The sequence below is a fragment of the Chelatococcus sp. HY11 genome, assembly GCF_018398335.1.
Taxonomy (GTDB): Bacteria; Pseudomonadota; Alphaproteobacteria; order Rhizobiales; family Beijerinckiaceae; genus Chelatococcus.
The window spans coordinates 95,955-113,614 of record NZ_JAHBRX010000004.1 but is presented as its reverse complement, the minus strand read 5'-3'; the positions used below and the strand labels follow the sequence as shown (position 1 = coordinate 113,614).

The following is a 17,660-nucleotide window of genomic DNA, read 5'->3' as shown; positions in this document are numbered from 1 at the left end:
ACCTTACGATGGCGCACGACGATCCCTTCACTCTCGACCTTTTCGGCAACACCGCTCTCTCGTCGGGCCTTGGCCTCGGCGTAACCGCCTTCGGCGGTGCGTTCGCGAACGATGCCGACGATGAGCCCGATCCCTCGACGCCGGCTCCGGCGCTGCCGGTCGCAGCCACCGCACGCCCCATTCCACCGGCACGTCCCGCGCGCGGGACGAATTTCCTTCTCGTCGGCGAGCGCCTGCTCGCCAGGACCTGGAAAGAGCGCGGGCGCGACAACATCGCCGCCATCCGGCTCGCGGCCGAGATCGAGGCCGATCAACGCCTTGCCACGCCGCAGGAGCAGGCGCAGCTGATCCGCTTCACCGGCTTCGGGTCGTCCGACCTTGCCAATGGTGTCTTTCGCCGGCCCGGCGAGCCGGATTTCCGCGAAGGCTGGCAGGAGCTCGGCGCATCGCTCGAAGATGCGGTCGGCGAACTCGACTATGCCTCGCTCGCCCGCTGCACGCAGTATGCTCATTTCACGCCCGAGCTGATCGTTCGCGCGATCTGGACAGCGTTGCAGCGTCTCGGCTGGCGTGGCGGCCGCGTGATCGAGCCCGGCATCGGCACGGGCCTCTTCCCGGCACTGATGCCGGAGGGACTGCGCGACATTGCGCATGTCACCGGCATCGAGCTCGATCCGGTCACGGCGCGAATCGCCCGGCTGCTCCAGCCGCGGGCGCGGATCCTCGTCGGCGATTTCGCGCGCACCGAGCTGCCGGCCGCCTTCGATCTCGCGATCGGCAATCCGCCCTTTTCCGACCGAACCGTCCGATCGGACCGGGCTTATCGCTCCAAGGGCTTTCGCCTGCACGACTACTTCATCGCGCGTGCGATCGATCTCCTGAAGCCCGGCGCACTTGCCGCATTCGTGACGTCGCACGGCACGATGGACAAGGCGGATTTCGCCGCGCGCGAGCACATCGCCCGATCGGCCGATCTCGTTGCGGCCATTCGCCTGCCCGAAGGCAGCTTCCGCGCGGCCGCCGGCACCGATGTCGTGGTCGACCTTCTCTTCTTTCGCAGGCGCAAGATCGGCGAAGCCGAAGGCGATGCATCCTGGCTCGACACCGAGGAGGTACGCCCGGCAGGCGAAGACGAGAGCGCGATCCGCGTGAACCGCTGGTTTGTGCAGCACCCCGCCTTCGTGCTCGGGACGCATGCGCTGACATCCGGTCCCTTCGGCGAGACCTATACCTGCCTGCCGCGCGCCGGCGAGGCGCTCGAGGGTCTTCTTCCCGGCGCGATCGCTCTTCTCCCGCAGGCGATCTACGACGGCGAGCCCGACGTCATCGATCCTGATCTCGACGAAGACGGCGAGCTGGCGGATCGTGCTTCTCCCTCCGATCGCCATGTTCGCGAAGGCAGCTATTTCGCTGACAAGGTCCACGGCGTCATGCAGGTCCTCGACGGCAGGCCCGTCGCGGTCAAGGTTCGCAAGGGCCGCAGCGCCGAGGGCGTGCCCGAAAAGCATGTGCGGATCATCGGCAAGCTGATCCCGATCCGCGATGCGGTGCGCGAGGTGCTCAAATGCCAGGAAACCGACCGGCCGTGGAAGGATGCGCAGGTTCGTCTTCGCATTGGCTGGTCGAACTTCGTGCGCGATTTCGGCCCGATCAACTTCACGACCGTCTCGATGACCGAGGACGACGAGACCGGCGAGGTCCGCGAGACGCATCGCCGGCCGAACCTGCAGCCCTTCCTCGATGATCCCGATTGCTGGCTGGTGGCCTCGATCGAGGACTACGACATCGAGACAAACACCGCCAAACCCGGGCCGATCTTCACCGAGCGCGTGATCGCGCCGCCGGCGCCGCCGGTGATCACCCGCGCGGCGGATGCGCTCGCCGTGGTGTTGAACGAGCGTGGCCGCGTCGATCTCGAACATATCGCCGAACTGCTGCATCGCGAATGCGAGGACGTCGTTGCCGAGCTCGGCAGCGCCATCTTCCGCGATCCGGCCGACGGTTCATGGCAGACAGCGGACGCTTATCTGTCGGGTCCTGTGCGCGACAAGCTCAAGACGGCCAAGGCGGCGGCCGCGCTCGACGCTGAGTACGAGCGCAATGTCACTGCGCTTCAAGGCGTCCAGCCCGCCGATCTCAGCCCGTCCGACATCACCGCGCGCCTCGGCGCACCATGGATTCCGGCCGCCGATGTCGTCGCCTTCGTCAAGCAGACGATGGGCGCCGACATCAAGATCCACCACATGCCCGAGCTCGCCTCGTGGACGGTGGAGGCGCGGCAGCTCGGCTGGATGGCGGCCGGCACGTCCGAATGGGGCACCGACCGGCGGCACGCCGGCGAACTCGTCGCCGACGCGCTGAACAGCCGCGTGCCGCAGATCTTCGACATCGTGAAGGACGGCGACAGTGAGCGCCGCGTCCTCAACGTCGTCGACACCGAGGCGGCGAAGACGAAGCTGCAAAAGATCAAGGACGAATTCCAGCGCTGGATCTGGTCCGATCCTGATCGCACCGACCGTCTCGCGCGCGTCTACAACGACCGCTTCAACAACATCGCTCCGCGCGCCTTCGACGGATCGCACCTGAAGCTACCGGGCGCCTCTGGCGCCTTTTCTCTTTATGGGCATCAGAAACGCGGCATCTGGAGGATCATATCGGCGGGCTCGACCTATCTCGCGCACGCCGTCGGCGCCGGCAAGACCATGACGATGGCCGCCGCCATCATGGAGCAGCGCCGGCTTGGGCTGATCGCCAAGGCGATGCTCGTCGTGCCGGGCCATTGCCTCGCGCAGGCGGCGCGGGAATTTCTCGCACTTTATCCGAACGCACGAATCCTGGTCGCGGACGAGACCAATTTCAGCAAGGACAAGCGGCACCGCTTCCTGTCGCGCGCGGCGACCGCGACCTGGGACGCGATCATCATCACCCATTCGGCTTTCCGCTTCATCTCGGTGCCATCGGCGTTCGAGCAACAGATGATCCAGGACGAGCTGGAGCTCTACGAGACGCTGCTGTCCAAGGTCGAGAGCGACGATCGCGTCTCGCGCAAGCGGCTCGAAAGGCTCAAGGAGGGCCTGAAAGAAAGGCTTGAGGCGTTGTCGACCCGCAAGGACGACTTGCTCACCATCTCCGAGATCGGCATCGATCAGATCATCGTCGACGAGGCGCAAGAGTTCCGCAAGCTCTCCTTCGCGACCAATATGTCGACGTTGAAGGGCGTCGATCCGAACGGCTCGCAGCGCGCCTGGGATCTATTCGTCAAGTCGCGCTACGTCGACGTGAAGAACCCGGGCCGTGCGCTCGTGCTCGCCTCCGGCACGCCGATCACCAACACGCTCGGCGAGATGTTCTCCGTGCAGCGCTATCTCGGATATGCGGCATTGCTCGAACGCGGCCTGCACGAATTCGACGCCTGGGCGTCGACCTTCGGCGACGTCACGACCGAGCTCGAGCTGCAGCCATCGGGCAAGTACAAGCCGGTCACGCGCTTCGCGACCTTCGTCAATGTGCCCGAGCTCATCGCGATGTTCCGCTCTTTTGCGGACGTCGTCATGCCGGAGGACCTGCGCCAGTACGTCAAGGTGCCGGCGATCTCGACCGGCAAGCGGCAGATCCTCACCGCGAAGCCGTCGGCGGCGTTCAAGCGCTACCAGACGCTGCTCGGCGAGCGGATCAAGGCGATCGAGGAACGCGACCGCGCGCCCGAGCCCGGCGACGACATCCTCTTGTCGGTCATCACTGATGGCCGCCATGCGGCGATCGATCTGCGCCTGGTCGACCCGGACAATGACAACGAGGCCGACAACAAGCTGAACCAGCTCGTCGGCAACGCCTTCCGCATCTGGAGCGACACTGCCGAGCGCACCTATGTCCGCTCCGACGGCAAACCGTTCGATCTGCCCGGCGCGGCGCAGATGATCTTCTCGGACCTTGGCACCATCAGCGTCGAGAAATCGCGCGGCTTCTCGGCCTATCGCTGGATCCGCGACGAGCTCGTCCGCATGGGCGTGCCGGCCTCCGAAATCGCCTTCATGCAGGATTTCAAGAAGTCCGAGGCGAAACAACGCCTGTTCGGCGACGTGCGCGCCGGCAAGGTCCGCTTCCTGATCGGCAGTTCGGACACGATGGGGACCGGCGTCAACGCGCAGCTGCGCCTGAAGGCCTTGCATCACCTTGATGTGCCGTGGCTGCCGTCGCAGATCGAGCAGCGTGAGGGCCGCATCGTACGTCAGGGCAACCAGCACGACGAGGTCGATATCTTCGCCTATGCGACCGAGGGCTCGCTCGACGCGCAGATGTGGCAGAACAACGAGCGCAAGGCCCGCTTCATCGCGGCTGCCCTTTCCGGCGACACCTCGATCCGCCGGCTGGAAGACATGGGCGAGAGCCAGGCCAATCAGTTCGCAATGGCGAAAGCGATCGCGTCAGGTGATCCGCGCCTGATGCAGAAGGCCGGCCTCGAAGCCGATATCGCACGGCTCGAACGGTTGCGCGCTGCCCATATCGACGATCAGCACGCGGTGCGGCGCCAGATTCGCGACGCCGAACGCGACATCGAATATTCGACGCGTCGCATTGGCGAAATCGGCCAGGACATCGCGCGCTGCCTTCCGACCGCCGGCGACGCCTTCACCATGAAGGTGACGGGCGACACATACGACGAGCGCAAACTCGCGGGCCGAGCGCTCCTGAAGGAGATCCTGACGCTCGTTCAGCTTCAGCAGGAAGGCGAGAGCGTGATCGCATCGATCGGCGGCTTCGACGTCGAATATAGCGGCGAACGCTTCGGCCGCGATGGCTACCGCTACACCACGATGTTGCAGCGAACCGGCGCCGACTACGAGATCGAGCTTCCGGTGACGGTGACGCCGCTCGGCGCCATCGCTCGCCTCGAGCACGCGCTCGACGATTTCGAGGGCGAACGCGAACGCATGTCCCAGCGCCTTGCCGATGCCCAGCGGCGGTTGGCGTCCTATGCGTCGCGCGACGGCGGTGAATTCGCGTTCGCGAGCGAGCTTGCCGAGAAGCGCCGGCAGCTCGCGGAGGTCGAGAAGGCTCTGGCGGACGACGGACGCGAAGGCAAGATAGCGGCGGCCGCCTGAAATGGAAAAGGGAGAGGAGAAGAAGAAGGGGAAATGCCCGCTCGCAGATCGGGCGGGCCGTCGACGCTGACGCTCAACCGCCGCCTGCGCGATCCCGGCCCGTCGTCCTGCGCAGGGCTCTGGCCCTGCTGGTCCTGCCGGGCAGGGATGCTCGGCCGCAGTTGCACCGGCCCGTCCGCTCCGCGGGCCGGGGGATGTCTTCGGGAAGAAGACGAGAAAGGGCCGGGAAGCCGGTCCGCAACCCCAAAAGGAGCATTCCCATGCAACTCATCAAGGTCGATCCGCGTGCGCTGAAGGAAAATCCCGACCGCCTGCGCCAGACGAAATCGACGCCGCAGGCCGACGCGTTGCTGCTCGCCACGATCAAGGCCGTCGGCATCGTCCAGCCGCCTGTCATCACGCCCGAAACTGGCGGGGGCAACGGCTACATCATCAATGCCGGACATCGCCGCGTGAAGCAGGCGATCGCAGCGGGTCTCGAGGAAATCGACGTGCTCGTCGACGAGGCGTCAAACGACAACGGCGCCATGCGATCGATGGTCACGAACATCGCTTTCGAGCCGATGAACCCCGTCGACCAGTGGCGGGCGATCGAGCGCCTGGTCGCGCTCGGCTGGACCGAGGAGGCGATTGGCGTGGCGCTCGCGCTCCCCGTGCGCCAGATCAAGAAGCTGCGGCTGCTCGCCAACGTCCTTCCGGCCATGCTCGATCACATGGCCAAGGGCGACATGCCGAACGAGCAGCAGCTGCGCACCATCGCGGCGGCCTCGCTCGACGAGCAGAAGGAGGTCTGGAAGAAGCACAAGCCGTCGAAGGGCGATCCGCAGGTCTCGTGGTGGAGCGTGGCGCAGGGCCTGCAGAAGACCCGCATGTATGCGCGCCATGCAAGCTTTGGCGACGATCTCGCGCAGGCTTACGGCATCCAGTGGGTCGAGGACCTGTTCGCTCCGGCCGATGAGGACAGCCGCTACACCACGAATGTCGAGGGCTTCCTCGGCGCGCAGCAGGAATGGATGACGGCGAACCTGCCCAAGAAGGGCGTCATCGCCGAAACCACGAACTGGGGGGAGGTGAAGCTGCCGCCGAAGGCCGAGCGCGTCTACGGCAAGCCGACCAAGTCCGATTGCACCGCGATGTACCTCGACCGCGAGGGTCGTGTGCAGAGCGTGCATTATCGCATGCCTGAAGCCAAGAAGCCGAAGGGCGGCAAGGGCGCGAGCAGCACCGATAACGCCCCGGAGGACGTCGGTGAAGTGTCGAGGCCGCGTCCCGACGTGACTCGCAAGGGCGTCGAGATGATCGGCGACTACCGAACCGACGCGCTGCGCGAAGCGCTCGGCCGCGCGCCGATCGAGGACGATGCGCTGATGGCGCTGCTGATCCTCGCCTTCGCCGGCCAGAACGTCTCGGTGACGACGGGGAGCGGCGGTGTCTACTACGGCCACAGCCGGCTGGCGAAGAACGCGGCGGTGCTGTTCGACGCCGACGGCAAGCTCGCCTTCGACATGGACACGCTGCGTGTTGCGGCCCGCACCATGCTGGTCGACGTTTTCTCGTGCCGGGAAAACGCCACCAACAGCGGCATCGTCGCGCGCATCGCGGGCGAGATGATCGGCGCCGACGCATTCCTGCCGAACATGGGCACGGAGGATTTCCTCTCGTGCCTGTCGCGGCCGGCGCTCGAAGGCTCGTGCAAGGACACGCCGGTCCTGCCGCGCCAGCGCGTGAAGGACACGCGCGCAGCTCTCGTCGAGCATTACAAGGAGGGGCATTTCGTCCATCCCTCCGCGCTCTTCGCCCCCGATCCGGCGAAGCTCTCCGACTGGCTGTCGTCGCGCGCGACGGCGACCGACGACGATGAAGCCGACGAAGAGGTGGCCGATATCGGCGAGGCAGGCTCCGACGATGATGAAGCCGGCGAATTCCTGGATGCGGCCGAGTAGCGACGCATCCGCTCATCTCATCTCGCAAACGACATCCCGCCGCCGGCCCTGCCGGCGGCGGTTCCGTTTCCACACACGCGCTATCCAAGGAGGACACCATGTCCGCGCACACGATCTTCGACACCGCACCAATCGGGTCCATCGTCGCCTGGTCCGATGGAACGCCGCAGCCCCCGCCGCGCTTCACCAAGAAGCTGGCGGCTTGGCACACGAGCAACAGTCGCGGCCGGTTGATCCGCAAGCAGGGGGCGCGCGGCGTCGGCAACCTCTCGCTCTCGGCATGCTTCACCCTGCACGAGGCCGACCACGGCGCCGGCGGGGTCGTCGCGATCCGCGTCCATCGGACGTTCTCGCTCGACTCGCGACTGGCCTTCACCATCGTCGAGCGCGCGGCGATCGGATCGGTCCGCATCCTCGATCGCGCTGGCGACGACGCCGAACTGGTCTATCTCGCAACACACGAGGCCGACGCCCGCGAGTGGCTGACGCGCCACGGCTATCCGCGTGCCGTGCTCCAGGAGGTGACGGCCGACGAGGTCGGCGCCGACATCGTTGAGGGGAGGACAGCGGCATGAACGCCCCCTCTCCTGCCCGTCCTCAGACCGAGACCCCCGGATTTCCGGGGGTTTCTTTCGGCCGAAGCGCCGACGGCATGCCTGTCGCGCTCGTCGGCGACACGGCGTTCGCCATGGCGATGGCGCGCGACGATCGGCACTATCTCGTCACCGCGTGGAGGCTCTCGCGACCGATGGGCGAGTGGACGCGCGCCTATTTCTACGGGCACTCAGGCGAGCTCGCCGACGAGGCGGCGTTTCGCGCGCGCGTGCTCGAAAACGCCGAACATCAGCGCGAGCGCAAGATGCTCGGCCGTGTCGAGGAATATTCGCGTGCCCATACGCCCTGGGGCACCTCGCAGGGCGCGACGATCTACGCCGAGGGCGTCACGTCGCATTCGACTGCCGGGCATGGCGGCTTCAAGCTCTCGTCCGAGCGAAACCGCAAGGTCCATCGCATGCTGCGCTCGGCCGGCGGATGGTACGAGGAAGATGCTGAGTGGGCGATCGTCGCGATCACCTTTCCGCATCTCTTCACCGCCTTCGAGCGTCGCTGTGCGGAGCGGACCATCAAGGACAGCTGGCCCGATGCCTGGGAGGCGATCTTCGGCACCATCCTCATGCCGGGCGAATCGCACGAGAAGGATCGCCGGGCCTTCGAAGCGGCCCATGCCCACGACTGGATCGCGATCTCTGCGATCACGTCGAAGCAGGTCGCGGGCTTTGTCGAGGTCGTCGCGACGCCGGGCGGTAAGCGGGGCTTTGGGACCGAGGAGCGCCGCTTCCTCGTGCCCTCGGACGAATATCGCGTCGGCCGCTTCGGCTTCGTGGTCGATCCCGCTCGCCACCACGTCTATGGCGGCGAGTCGGACTTTATCGGCTGGCAGCCAGGGAGGGCGGCATGATCCCCTCCTCCAATCGTCGTCATCTTCTCCACCGCATGGAGGAAGCACGGCGACAGACGCAGCGCCAGCTCGACATGATCGATCGGCAGATCACGCGGAGGATGACGGCGCTGATCCCGTCGCTCGGCCGCAGGCAGTCCGGGTATCGTCGCGGCAAGCCGCCGGATCCGGATGCTTTCCTCGAGCGGTATCGCGCGAGCCTGGCGGCGCTCACGGCGGAGCGCCAACCGGAAATCGACGCCTTGGCGCGAAAGCTCGCGCGGCAGGACCATGCAATCGAGGCGCTGCGGCGGCGCCTTGGTATCGAAGACGGCCGACCCGCTGGCCGCCACGCGTGCATCAGCACGACGGTGGATCATCATGATGCCGGCCCGGCTCGGCGCTGTGGCCGGAAACCGGCGCGTCGATCTTGCGATGATCGGCATCCGACGGCGTGCGGGTCGAGCAGAGAGCCCACGCCGCCAGCACGGCGCGCTCCGGCCACTGTCAACGGCGCATGAGGGAGCGCGGGCTGTCGCACCCTGACGCTATCCGGTCGACGCCTGGGCAAGGTTGGAATCAACTGGCCTGCGCCGGCGTCTGGTCCGCGGCCGAGAACATCCAACGCCGGCGGCTCCAACACCGGCGGCGACCTTGCCGATGATGGAATGCATCCGCCTCGTGGAAACCTCCGATCAGGCACCCGGCGAGACGACTGGCGCTGGAGTCGTGCGCGCGGGCGCAGCCGGGAGAGAGTGCCGGTCGTCTGCGATGAGGTGCCAGGCCGCCACGAAAGCGGCCGGACGGTCCGGCGGGTGTCATGCGTCGCGGCCGGCGGCCTGGTGGTGGGGTGCGGCGGGTACATGAGGTCCTTACCTGTCGGTTTCGCTTGTTGATGGGCGTTCCGGCCCGCCGGGCCTCCCCTCGGGTTTTGTTGCGCTCTTAAACCGGCGGCCGGTCGCTTCAAGGCCGCGTGCCGCGCCGCGTTGCGGCCGGAGCTGCCGATCTCGGCACAGCGGGCCCGCGCGCCGCGCGAGGGCTGGAAGCCCTGCTTGCGCGCAAACCGGCTCCGCTCGATCCGGCCGCCCCGGACCCTGAAACGCCCGTCATTCCGCCGGTTTCGGTCGATCGCACCCGAAGGGAGGACCGGCAGGAGCCGATCCGGGCCTTCAGGCGAACCGAAGGAAAGGAAGTTCTCATGACCAAAGCCGCTCGCACCCAACGTCAGCCCGCGAAGGTCGTCCAGGTCCGCAAGAGCACCACGCTCGAAATGGTCAGGCTTGCCTGCCCCGACGCCGCCCAGGCGACGCTCATCTCCGAGAGCTTTGGTCTTCCCGTTCTCGACGGCGACGGGATCCGTGATCTCCATCAGCGCATGATCGTCGAGACGGCCGACAGCCTGAGCGAAGGCCTCGGCGAGAGAGCGATGCAGATTCATCTGCAGCGGATCGTCGGCGCCTATGTCGGCTCCGCGCACGGCGCCGGCCAGTTCTATAGCCGCGCGGTGACCGAGGCCCGCGATGCGACGGCCAAGGCGTCCAACGACCTGCGCGACGAGGACCTCGACGGTCCCGTCGGTTTCGACAGCACCGCGCAGCGCAAGCGCGAGTTCGCCGCTGACATGGCCTTGCAGTCGCACGCCCTGCGCATGGCGGCCGAGGGTGCCGTCGCGGCCTACGAGCACGTCGTCGGCGAGCGCTGGAAGCCCTTCGAGCGTCCGGTCGAAAATCCCGGCCACACGCTCGATCGCAAGGCGGCCGAAATGCAGCTGGCGGCCTTCGGCTGATGGCACCGGGCGAGGCTTCGGCCTCGCCCGTCTTCGATACCACGACGCTGGGCTGGCCCCGATGGGGCCGGCCCCTTTTTCGTGTCGCTGCCGCGGCCGCAGCGCACGACGGCGGCGACGACCGCCATGCGGCCGCTCCTCAAGAAGATGGAATGGAGAAAATGAGGCGGTGCGCGTCGCGACGCCCGTCCGGCTTTTGGTCCTGCCAGGGCCGGGGCCCGGCGCAGCGGCTTCGCCGCCCTCCACTTCGTTGCGGCCCAAGGGTGCGCCGCTCCCCTGAATTCCCTGGCGATGGACCGCCGTGACGAGGTCGCGATGGGCGCGACCTCCAAGCGGAGGTTCAGGAAAATGACTGAGAAGAAGGAAGGCTCACGCGCCGACGTCTACGCGCGCATCACCGATCGCATCGTCGCGGATCTCGAAAAGGGTGTTCGGCCCTGGATCCAGCCATGGAGCGCCGGCCACGCGGGTCGGCGCATCACGCGGCCGCTGCGCCACAACGGCGAACCTTACAGTGGCATGAACGTGCTGCTGCTCTGGTCGGAAGCGCTCGCGCGCGGTTTCACCTCGCCGACCTGGATGACGTTCAAGCAGGCGATCGAGCTCGACGCTCATGTCCGCAAGGGCGAGTCGGGCGCGACCGTTATCTATGCGAGCCGTTTCACCCGGACGGAGACCGACGGCAATGGCGGCGAGGTCGAGCGCGACATCCCGTTCCTGAAGACCTATTCGGTCTTCAACGTCGAGCAGATCGCCGGACTGCCCGACCACTTCTACCGGCAGCCGGCGCCGACGATCGATCCGATCCAGCGGATCGATCATGCCGATCGCTTCTTCGCGAATACGGGGTCGGCGATCCGGCATGGCGGCGCGCGAGCCTTCTACGCGCCGTCGACCGATCACATCCAGATGCCGCCATTCGAGACGTTTCGCGACGCTGCATCGTACGTGGCGGTGCTGAGCCACGAGCATGTCCATTGGACGGCGGATTCGCGCCGCGTGGGGCGCGACCTCAGCCGTTATGCGAAGGATCGCAGCGAACGCGCGCGCGAGGAGCTCGTCGCCTTATCCTGACACTGTGATCCTGTCTCAGAATCAGGCATGGGGAGGCATCATCGGCGGTTCCGATGAGGCTCTTCAGACGTCCGAGTCAAGCGTTCCCGCAGCGTAAGCGAGGACAACGCTTGACGCGGCGGCGACTCCACAAGCTTGTTCATGGGGTGCAGGCAAAGTCCTGCACCCCTGCCACGTGGCGAACGGGAGAGCGCGAGGGGAACCCCTCGCATTCCAAACAAAAGAGTTGCGCCGAAGGCGCTCCGTTCAGGTATCGTGCGTGCAGTTATATTTTACCGACCTTGGCGCTGTTTCGCGCCCGCTTTCCATAGATGGTTTCGCAGTGAACACTGCGCCCGGCGCGCTTGACACGGCCGAGCGCGCCGGGCTGATCGATGACATGCCCTTCATCCTGATGGATGACGGCAGCTACGATCTTGATCTCAACCGGTTCTTCCGCGCCTGTCCCGCTATGGGGGCGCGATCGCCGAACACGTGGCGCTCCTACGCACGCGATATTCTTGTTTGGGCACGCTTCCTCCACGAACGCCGCGGCGGCAAGACGGTCTGGCAGGCCGACCGCCATGACGTGTTGGCGTTTCATCGGGCACGGCGCCTGTCGGACGCCGCATACCGCATTTCGGCGTCGAGCTGGAACCGTTGCGTTGCCGCGCTTGACAAGCTTTATCGCTGGGCCGTTGAAGAGGAGATCATCACGACCTCGCCCTTCGGCTACGGCGTCGCGCTACGGCGGGCGTCGGGTAGGCGCGCCATGGTGGCCGTCACGACGAACCGGGCACGTGAGCGCGCAGCGCGTCGGCACGATACCCGATACATTGACCTCGGCCGCTACCTGCTTTTTCGCGACGTCGGGCTGAGAGGACGTCTGCCGGACGGTTCCGAGGATCCTGCGTGGCGTGGCCGCAATGGGGAGCGGAACGCCCTCTTCGCCGAGCTTCTCGTCACGACCGGTTTGCGGCTGACCGAGGCCGGCAGCCTGCTCCTGACGGAGCTTCCGCGCCTGACCGAGGCTGGATCGCGCTCAGCGCCGTTCGATCTTGCCGGTCCGATCGCCAAGGGCGGACGGCCACGGCGCATCCCTATTCCCCGCAGGGTGCTGAGGATGATCGCCGACTACATCGACTTCGAGCGCACGATTTCCGCCTCGCGGTCCGAACCGGCGCTGTCCGATCCGCTCTGGCTAATGCCGGTGGACAGGAAGGTAAGAGATGACGCAGGCAAGCGTGTTCGGGTCGACCGCCTGACGCCACGCGAGCGCCGGCGCGTGCTGATCGGTGCACCCGCTACGGCGCAGCATGCCGTGCTCTGGCTGACCGAATGCGGCCAGCCTGTCCCGCCGGCCACCTGGGAAGCTGCCTTCCGCCGGGCCTGCGTCCGCTGTCGTCGCTTCGGCATCGAGATCGACGTGACGCCGCATACCTTGCGGCATACCTTCGCCGGCAACATGCTCTCCATGCTGATCCGCGAGCAGATCGGCTCGGTGTTCGATCCGCAGGACCGGCACGGCGCGGCCTACCGGCGGATTCTCTGCGATCCGCTGCAGAAGCTGCAGCACCTGCTGGGGCACGCCAGCGTGACCAGCACCTACATCTATCTCGACAGCCTTGCCGAGGCGCAGGAGCTGGTCGAGGCGGCCGCGGATCGCTGGGCAGAAGATACGGCTGGAGATGCCGCATGATTGCCGCGATGACTGCCTTAAAGCGGTGGCCGGGCCGCCGTGCACTGTTTCCCGAAGCCTTGCCCGACCCCGAGGGTGAAGCCGTCGCTGCGATCGCGTCGCTGCGCTTCTCCGTCACGCTTGCGGACCGTAGCAAGACAATCGACCTGACGATGCTCAGCGGCCGCAGGGCGTTGGCCCGGAGTTTTGCCGGTGCTCTCTGGCGCGCCTGCCAGGTCGGCGGTCCGGCCGGCTCGATCTCGACCGCTTCCGCCTATGCCAATGCGCTTAAGACGTTCTGGCGGTATCTCGACGCCGTTAGTCCCCACGTCGTCAGATTGTCCGACGTGAGCGCCGCCTGCATCGACGGCTTCGACGCCTGGATGGAGGAGAGCGGCCTGCATCCCAATCACCGGCTGCGCCGGATGAGCAAGGTGCTCAACTTGCTGCGGCTCGCCGAAGCCGCCGAGCCCGGCCGCCTGCCGCCCGATGCCTCGCGGCGCTTGATGTACACGAGCGACCGGCCGGGCGTGCGCGCCCGGCCGCGTGATGCCTATGGCGACGATATCGCGAAGGCGTTGCGGACCGCGGCACGCACCGATCTGGCCGCCATCATCCGTCGCTTCGCTGACGCAGATCGAATGCCGACGGTCGAGGACGCCTTTCGAAGCAGCGCGCTCGCGGCGGCACACGAAGCGGCCATGGCGGCGATCGATGCGGAAGGCGTCATTGGGCACAGGCATCCTCTCTTCAAGCGGCTCTACACACTCCGCCGTGAGAGCGGCTTGCCGAACGATCGCCTGATCCACGATCTGCATGGCCGCCGGCACCTGCTCGCCGCCGACCTCGTGTCGCTCATAGTCCTTGTCTCGCTCGACACGGGGCTCGAGATCGAAGCGATCAAGGACCTGCGGGCAGATTGCCTGAAGAATCCGGCGGGTGGCTATGTCGAGATTGAGTATTGTAAGCGGCGGGCGCGCGGCGCTGAGTGGAAGCGGCTGCGCGTGCGCGACGGCGGTTCCTCGACTCCGGGCGGTCTGATCCGCAAGGTGCTGCAGTGGACCGGCCCGGCGCGAGACCGGCTCGGCGCCGATACGCTCTGGGTCCACTACGCCTGGGGCCGCTTGATCCCGCGCGTGCTTGGCATGAAGGAGCCTGTGGCTTCATGGACCCGCCGGCATGACATCCGCGATGAACAGGACCAGCCCCTTCGTCTCAACCTGACTCGCCTGCGCAAGACTCACAAGGCGGCATGGTACCGGCGCACGGGCGGCCAGCTCGAGCGCTTTGCCGTTGGGCACAGCACCGCGGTTGCGGCCAATCACTACGCCGACATTCCCGCGCTTCGCCATATTCACGAAGCCACGATCGCCGACGCCATGAGCGATGCGCTTGACGCAGCCCTGCGTCCCTGCGTGCTGTCGCCGGACGAGGAAGCGGCCGTCCGGGTCGATCCCGACCACGCGACCGGTCTTCCCATTTCCGGCGCCGCCGCTGTCACCGCGTTGCTCCGCGGCGAACAGGATGTCTGGCTCGCCAGTTGCGGCGGGTTCTACGCGAGCCCGTTCGGCCCAGAGGGCGAAGCCTGTCCGTCGCCCTTTTGGGGCTGTCTCGAATGCAGCAACGCGGTGATCACGGCCCGCAAGCTGCCCGCGCTGCTGTCGTTCCTCAGCTTTATCAGGACGCAGAGACAAGCGCTCACCGAAGCCGACTGGACGACCAAGTTCGGCCGCGTTCATGGCCGGATCGCCGATCAGATCCTGCCCCGGTTCAGCGAAGCCGAGATTGATGAGGCGCGACAGGCTGCGGCTGCGGACCCGAGGCTGATCTACCTTCCGCCTGAAGCGGGAGCGCCATGATGCCAGCACCGATCACACTTCCAGCCAGACCTTCTTTGCCCTCGGTCATTTACAGTGACGACGAGCCCGTGCTCGCCGGCGTCGCAATCAGGGACGATGCCGACCGCGCGCAGCTCCACCGTTTCGGTGACGATCACTGGGATTTGAGCGCCGCCATCTTCCGGGTGAACGCGCGCTACAGCAATTACCGGCTCAACTTCGCCCGCATCGCCGATCCGGTCACGCGCCGTCTGGCGAAAGAGTATGTAATCGCCCGTCTGCGCATCCACTTGCCGGGATATCGTGCGCCCTGCGGCGCGACCTCGGCGATCCGGCTTCTGCGCTACATCCAGCACTTTGCCGCGTTCCTTCGGACGCAGCTCGGCGCCGTCGACCTCGGCCGAGTGGATCCGGCTTTGCTCGACGCCTATCTGGTGCATGCCCGCGACGGCGGCCGGAGAACGCCCCACGAGACGGTGAAGTATGTCGAGGTGCCGATTGACCTGCACCACCTGGCGCCGTGGCTGACCGGCGGCGGTATCGGCTTTCTGCCGTGGCGCGGGCGCGCCGCGCACCGTGTCGCCGGCCGGCCGCCGGCGCCTGCCGAGAACGCCACGCCGCGCATTCCCGAGCCGGTCATCGGCGCCATGCTTCGCTGGGCGCTCAAGTATGTTGAGATCTATGCACCCGACATTCTCGCGGCGCGGGCGGAGCTGGATGCTCTCGAGGCCCGCTGCGCCCGGCTGATGGCGCGGGATCAGCAGACCGGACGGGCCGTCGCCAGGACCTATCGGGCCCGCGTGGCGAAGTGGCTCGACGCGCGCCGGGCTGCCGGCCGGGGTATCCCGATCTGGGAGCGCGCGCCCAACGCCGCCCGCCGGATCGATCCGCTGACCGGCCAGGAGCTGCCACCCTACAATCTGCACTTGATGCGGCTGCACGCCGGTGCGCCGGAGAGCGGCCGCGTCAGCCAGTCCGAGGCGACCGCGCGACTGATCGAGGAGATGGCTGCCGAGCTCGGAACCGAGGTTGGCGGTCTCGATACGCCGATCTCCATTGATCCGGACACCGGCCTGTCATGGCGCGAGCGCTTCGACGGCCTCAGTCTCGCCCGCGAGGAGCGGATGCTGCAGGGCGCCTGCTATATCGTCTGCGCCTATCTCACCGGCATGCGCGACAGCGAGGTGCAGGCGATGCAGCCGGGCTGCGTGTCGCCGGTGCGTAGCGGCGACGGCCTGGTCGAACGCTATCGGGTGCGCAGCACCGTCTACAAGCGCCATGGCCCGCGCGGCGTGACGGCCGACTGGATCACCATTGAGCCGGTCGCCCGCGCCGTGGAAGTCATGGAGGTGCTCTCGGCGCGCAATCGCAAGGAGAAGGGACTCTCGTCCCTGTGGGTGACGCTGAAGGATTGGCCCTGGAGCGCCGATCACCTCGGCATGGGCGCAACGGCAACGCTCAATCTGTTCCGCGACGGCCTGGACGCGCGTTCGGAAGGCGGACCAGCGATCCCGCGCCCCGGCGACGAGCCGTGGAAGTTCACGACGCGGCAGCTGCGCCGCACAATTTCCTGGTACATCGCCAACCGGCCGTTCGGCACCATCGCCGGCAAGATCCAGTACAAGCACGCCTCGGTCGCCATGTTCGAAGGTTATGCCGGATCGGCGCGGGCCGACTTCCGCCTCGCCGTCGAGCGCGAGCGCGCGCTCGGCCAGCTCGACGACATTGTCGCCCATTACGAGGCCTATCTGCGCGACGAAGGTCCGGCCGGACCGGGTGCGGCGCGATTGCGACGGGAGTTCGCCCGCGTCCACGACGAGATCGGTGATCTTCCCGGCCGGATCATGGACCGCAAGCGGTTGCGCACCACGCTCGCCCATCTCGGACGGACGTTGCATGTCGGCTTCCTCAATGACTGCCTCTTCGATGCGGCGACCGCCCTCTGCCTCACGGACGTGGCGGATCCCGAGCGAACGGCGCCGGCGCTTTCCCGATGCAGTCCCGATCGCTGCCCGAACGCCTGTCTGACCGCCCGGCATCGCGAGCCGTGGCAGGCCTCGATCGCCGAGGGCGAAGGGCTGCTTGCCGACCGGCGCCTGTCGCCGTTGCAACGCGAAGCCATCGCGCGCGACAACGAACGCAAACGCCGGCTCATCGCACCCCTGATAGAGGGCGCCGCATGAGCGCGCTCGGCCCGAAGAGCGAGGCGGCGCTGCGGGCGGCGATGGCACGGCTGCTCGACGGCCGCCCCGAGCGCACCGACGGCGCGCTGACCGTCGCCAACCTGGCGCGCGAGGCCGGAGTCAGCCGGGCGACGGCGAACCGTGCGGTCGATGTTCTCGCCGAGTTCCGTGCCGCCGAAGCACGCCACCGGCGAGCCACTCCGAGAGCCCTCAAGGAGCGCATCCGCGCGCTCGAGGCCGAGCTGCGCGCCGTGCGCGGCGCCGAGATCGCCGAGCTGCGCGGCCTCGCCCGCACGCTCGCCCAGCACATCCAGGTGCTGACGCTGCAGATCGCCGAGCGGGATGCGGTGATAGCCGGTCTGCAGGACGAGCTTGACCGATCGCGCGAGGCCAAGGTCGTCGCGCTGCGACGCCCGCCGCGAGACGGCGCCGGCTGAGAGCCGCGCAACTGCCTATCGTCGACCGGTCTTGCGGTCGTCGGTCATGGGTGCCTCTTCAAGCTCGCCCGTCGAGGCAGGGGCTCGGGTGTGGCAGACGCTGCCAGCCCATCAACCCTGTTCCGCACCAGCACCGAGAACAGGGTGTGACGGGCCGGCCCCCCCGCGTCTGCCCCTGCCGCCTCGCCCTCGACGGAGAGGG

The 17,660-nt window shown here is 67.2% G+C and carries 10 protein-coding genes and 1 pseudogene; all 11 read left to right on the top strand.

Annotated features, from left to right (window positions below; genetic code table 11):
* The first annotated feature begins 8 nt into the window (after positions 1-8).
* The 11 genes and pseudogenes from KIO74_RS30895 to KIO74_RS30845 all read left to right on the top strand — a co-directional run bounded on the left by KIO74_RS30895 (position 9) and on the right by KIO74_RS30845 (position 17,458).
* The gene (locus KIO74_RS30895) at positions 9-5,102 is read left to right on the top strand and encodes a helicase-like domain-containing protein (protein WP_213339602.1); all 5,094 of its coding nucleotides are present in this window, start codon (positions 9-11) and stop codon (positions 5,100-5,102) included.
* 260 nt (positions 5,103-5,362) lie between these two features.
* Positions 5,363-7,045, top strand: a complete 1,683-nt coding sequence (locus KIO74_RS30890; RefSeq protein WP_213339600.1) for a ParB N-terminal domain-containing protein — start codon at positions 5,363-5,365, stop codon at positions 7,043-7,045.
* 98 nt (positions 7,046-7,143) lie between these two features.
* Positions 7,144-7,620, top strand: coding sequence for a UCP036055 family protein (locus tag KIO74_RS30885; protein WP_213339599.1), 477 nt, complete (start codon positions 7,144-7,146; stop codon positions 7,618-7,620).
* The gene (locus KIO74_RS30880; protein WP_213339598.1) at positions 7,617-8,504 is read left to right on the top strand and encodes a DUF7007 domain-containing protein; all 888 of its coding nucleotides are present in this window, start codon (positions 7,617-7,619) and stop codon (positions 8,502-8,504) included. Before KIO74_RS30885 ends, KIO74_RS30880 begins: the two co-directional genes overlap by 4 nt.
* Complete coding sequence (locus KIO74_RS32085; protein WP_244434627.1) at positions 8,501-9,004, top strand: hypothetical protein; 504 nt, start codon at positions 8,501-8,503, stop codon at positions 9,002-9,004. The genes KIO74_RS30880 and KIO74_RS32085 overlap by 4 nt, the downstream gene beginning before the upstream one ends.
* Positions 9,005-9,681: 677 nt before the next feature.
* Complete coding sequence (locus KIO74_RS30870) at positions 9,682-10,269, top strand: hypothetical protein (protein WP_213339597.1); 588 nt, start codon at positions 9,682-9,684, stop codon at positions 10,267-10,269.
* A 348-nt stretch (positions 10,270-10,617) separates the two neighbouring features.
* Positions 10,618-11,334, top strand: a pseudogene (locus KIO74_RS30865) (ArdC family protein); the annotation flags it as partial.
* A 331-nt stretch (positions 11,335-11,665) separates the two neighbouring features.
* On the top strand, positions 11,666-13,021 hold the full coding sequence (locus KIO74_RS30860) for a tyrosine-type recombinase/integrase (RefSeq protein WP_254985791.1): 1,356 nt from the start codon (positions 11,666-11,668) through the stop codon (positions 13,019-13,021).
* Between the two features lie 8 nt (positions 13,022-13,029).
* The gene (locus KIO74_RS30855) at positions 13,030-14,859 is read left to right on the top strand and encodes a site-specific integrase (protein WP_249731673.1); all 1,830 of its coding nucleotides are present in this window, start codon (positions 13,030-13,032) and stop codon (positions 14,857-14,859) included.
* Positions 14,856-17,021: a hypothetical protein gene (locus KIO74_RS30850; RefSeq protein WP_172241061.1), complete on the top strand. Its 2,166-nt coding sequence runs from the start codon at positions 14,856-14,858 to the stop codon at positions 17,019-17,021. The genes KIO74_RS30855 and KIO74_RS30850 overlap by 4 nt, the downstream gene beginning before the upstream one ends.
* Positions 17,018-17,458, top strand: coding sequence for a hypothetical protein (locus KIO74_RS30845; protein ID WP_089172863.1), 441 nt, complete (start codon positions 17,018-17,020; stop codon positions 17,456-17,458). The genes KIO74_RS30850 and KIO74_RS30845 overlap by 4 nt, the downstream gene beginning before the upstream one ends.
* Positions 17,459-17,660: the final 202 nt, after the last annotated feature.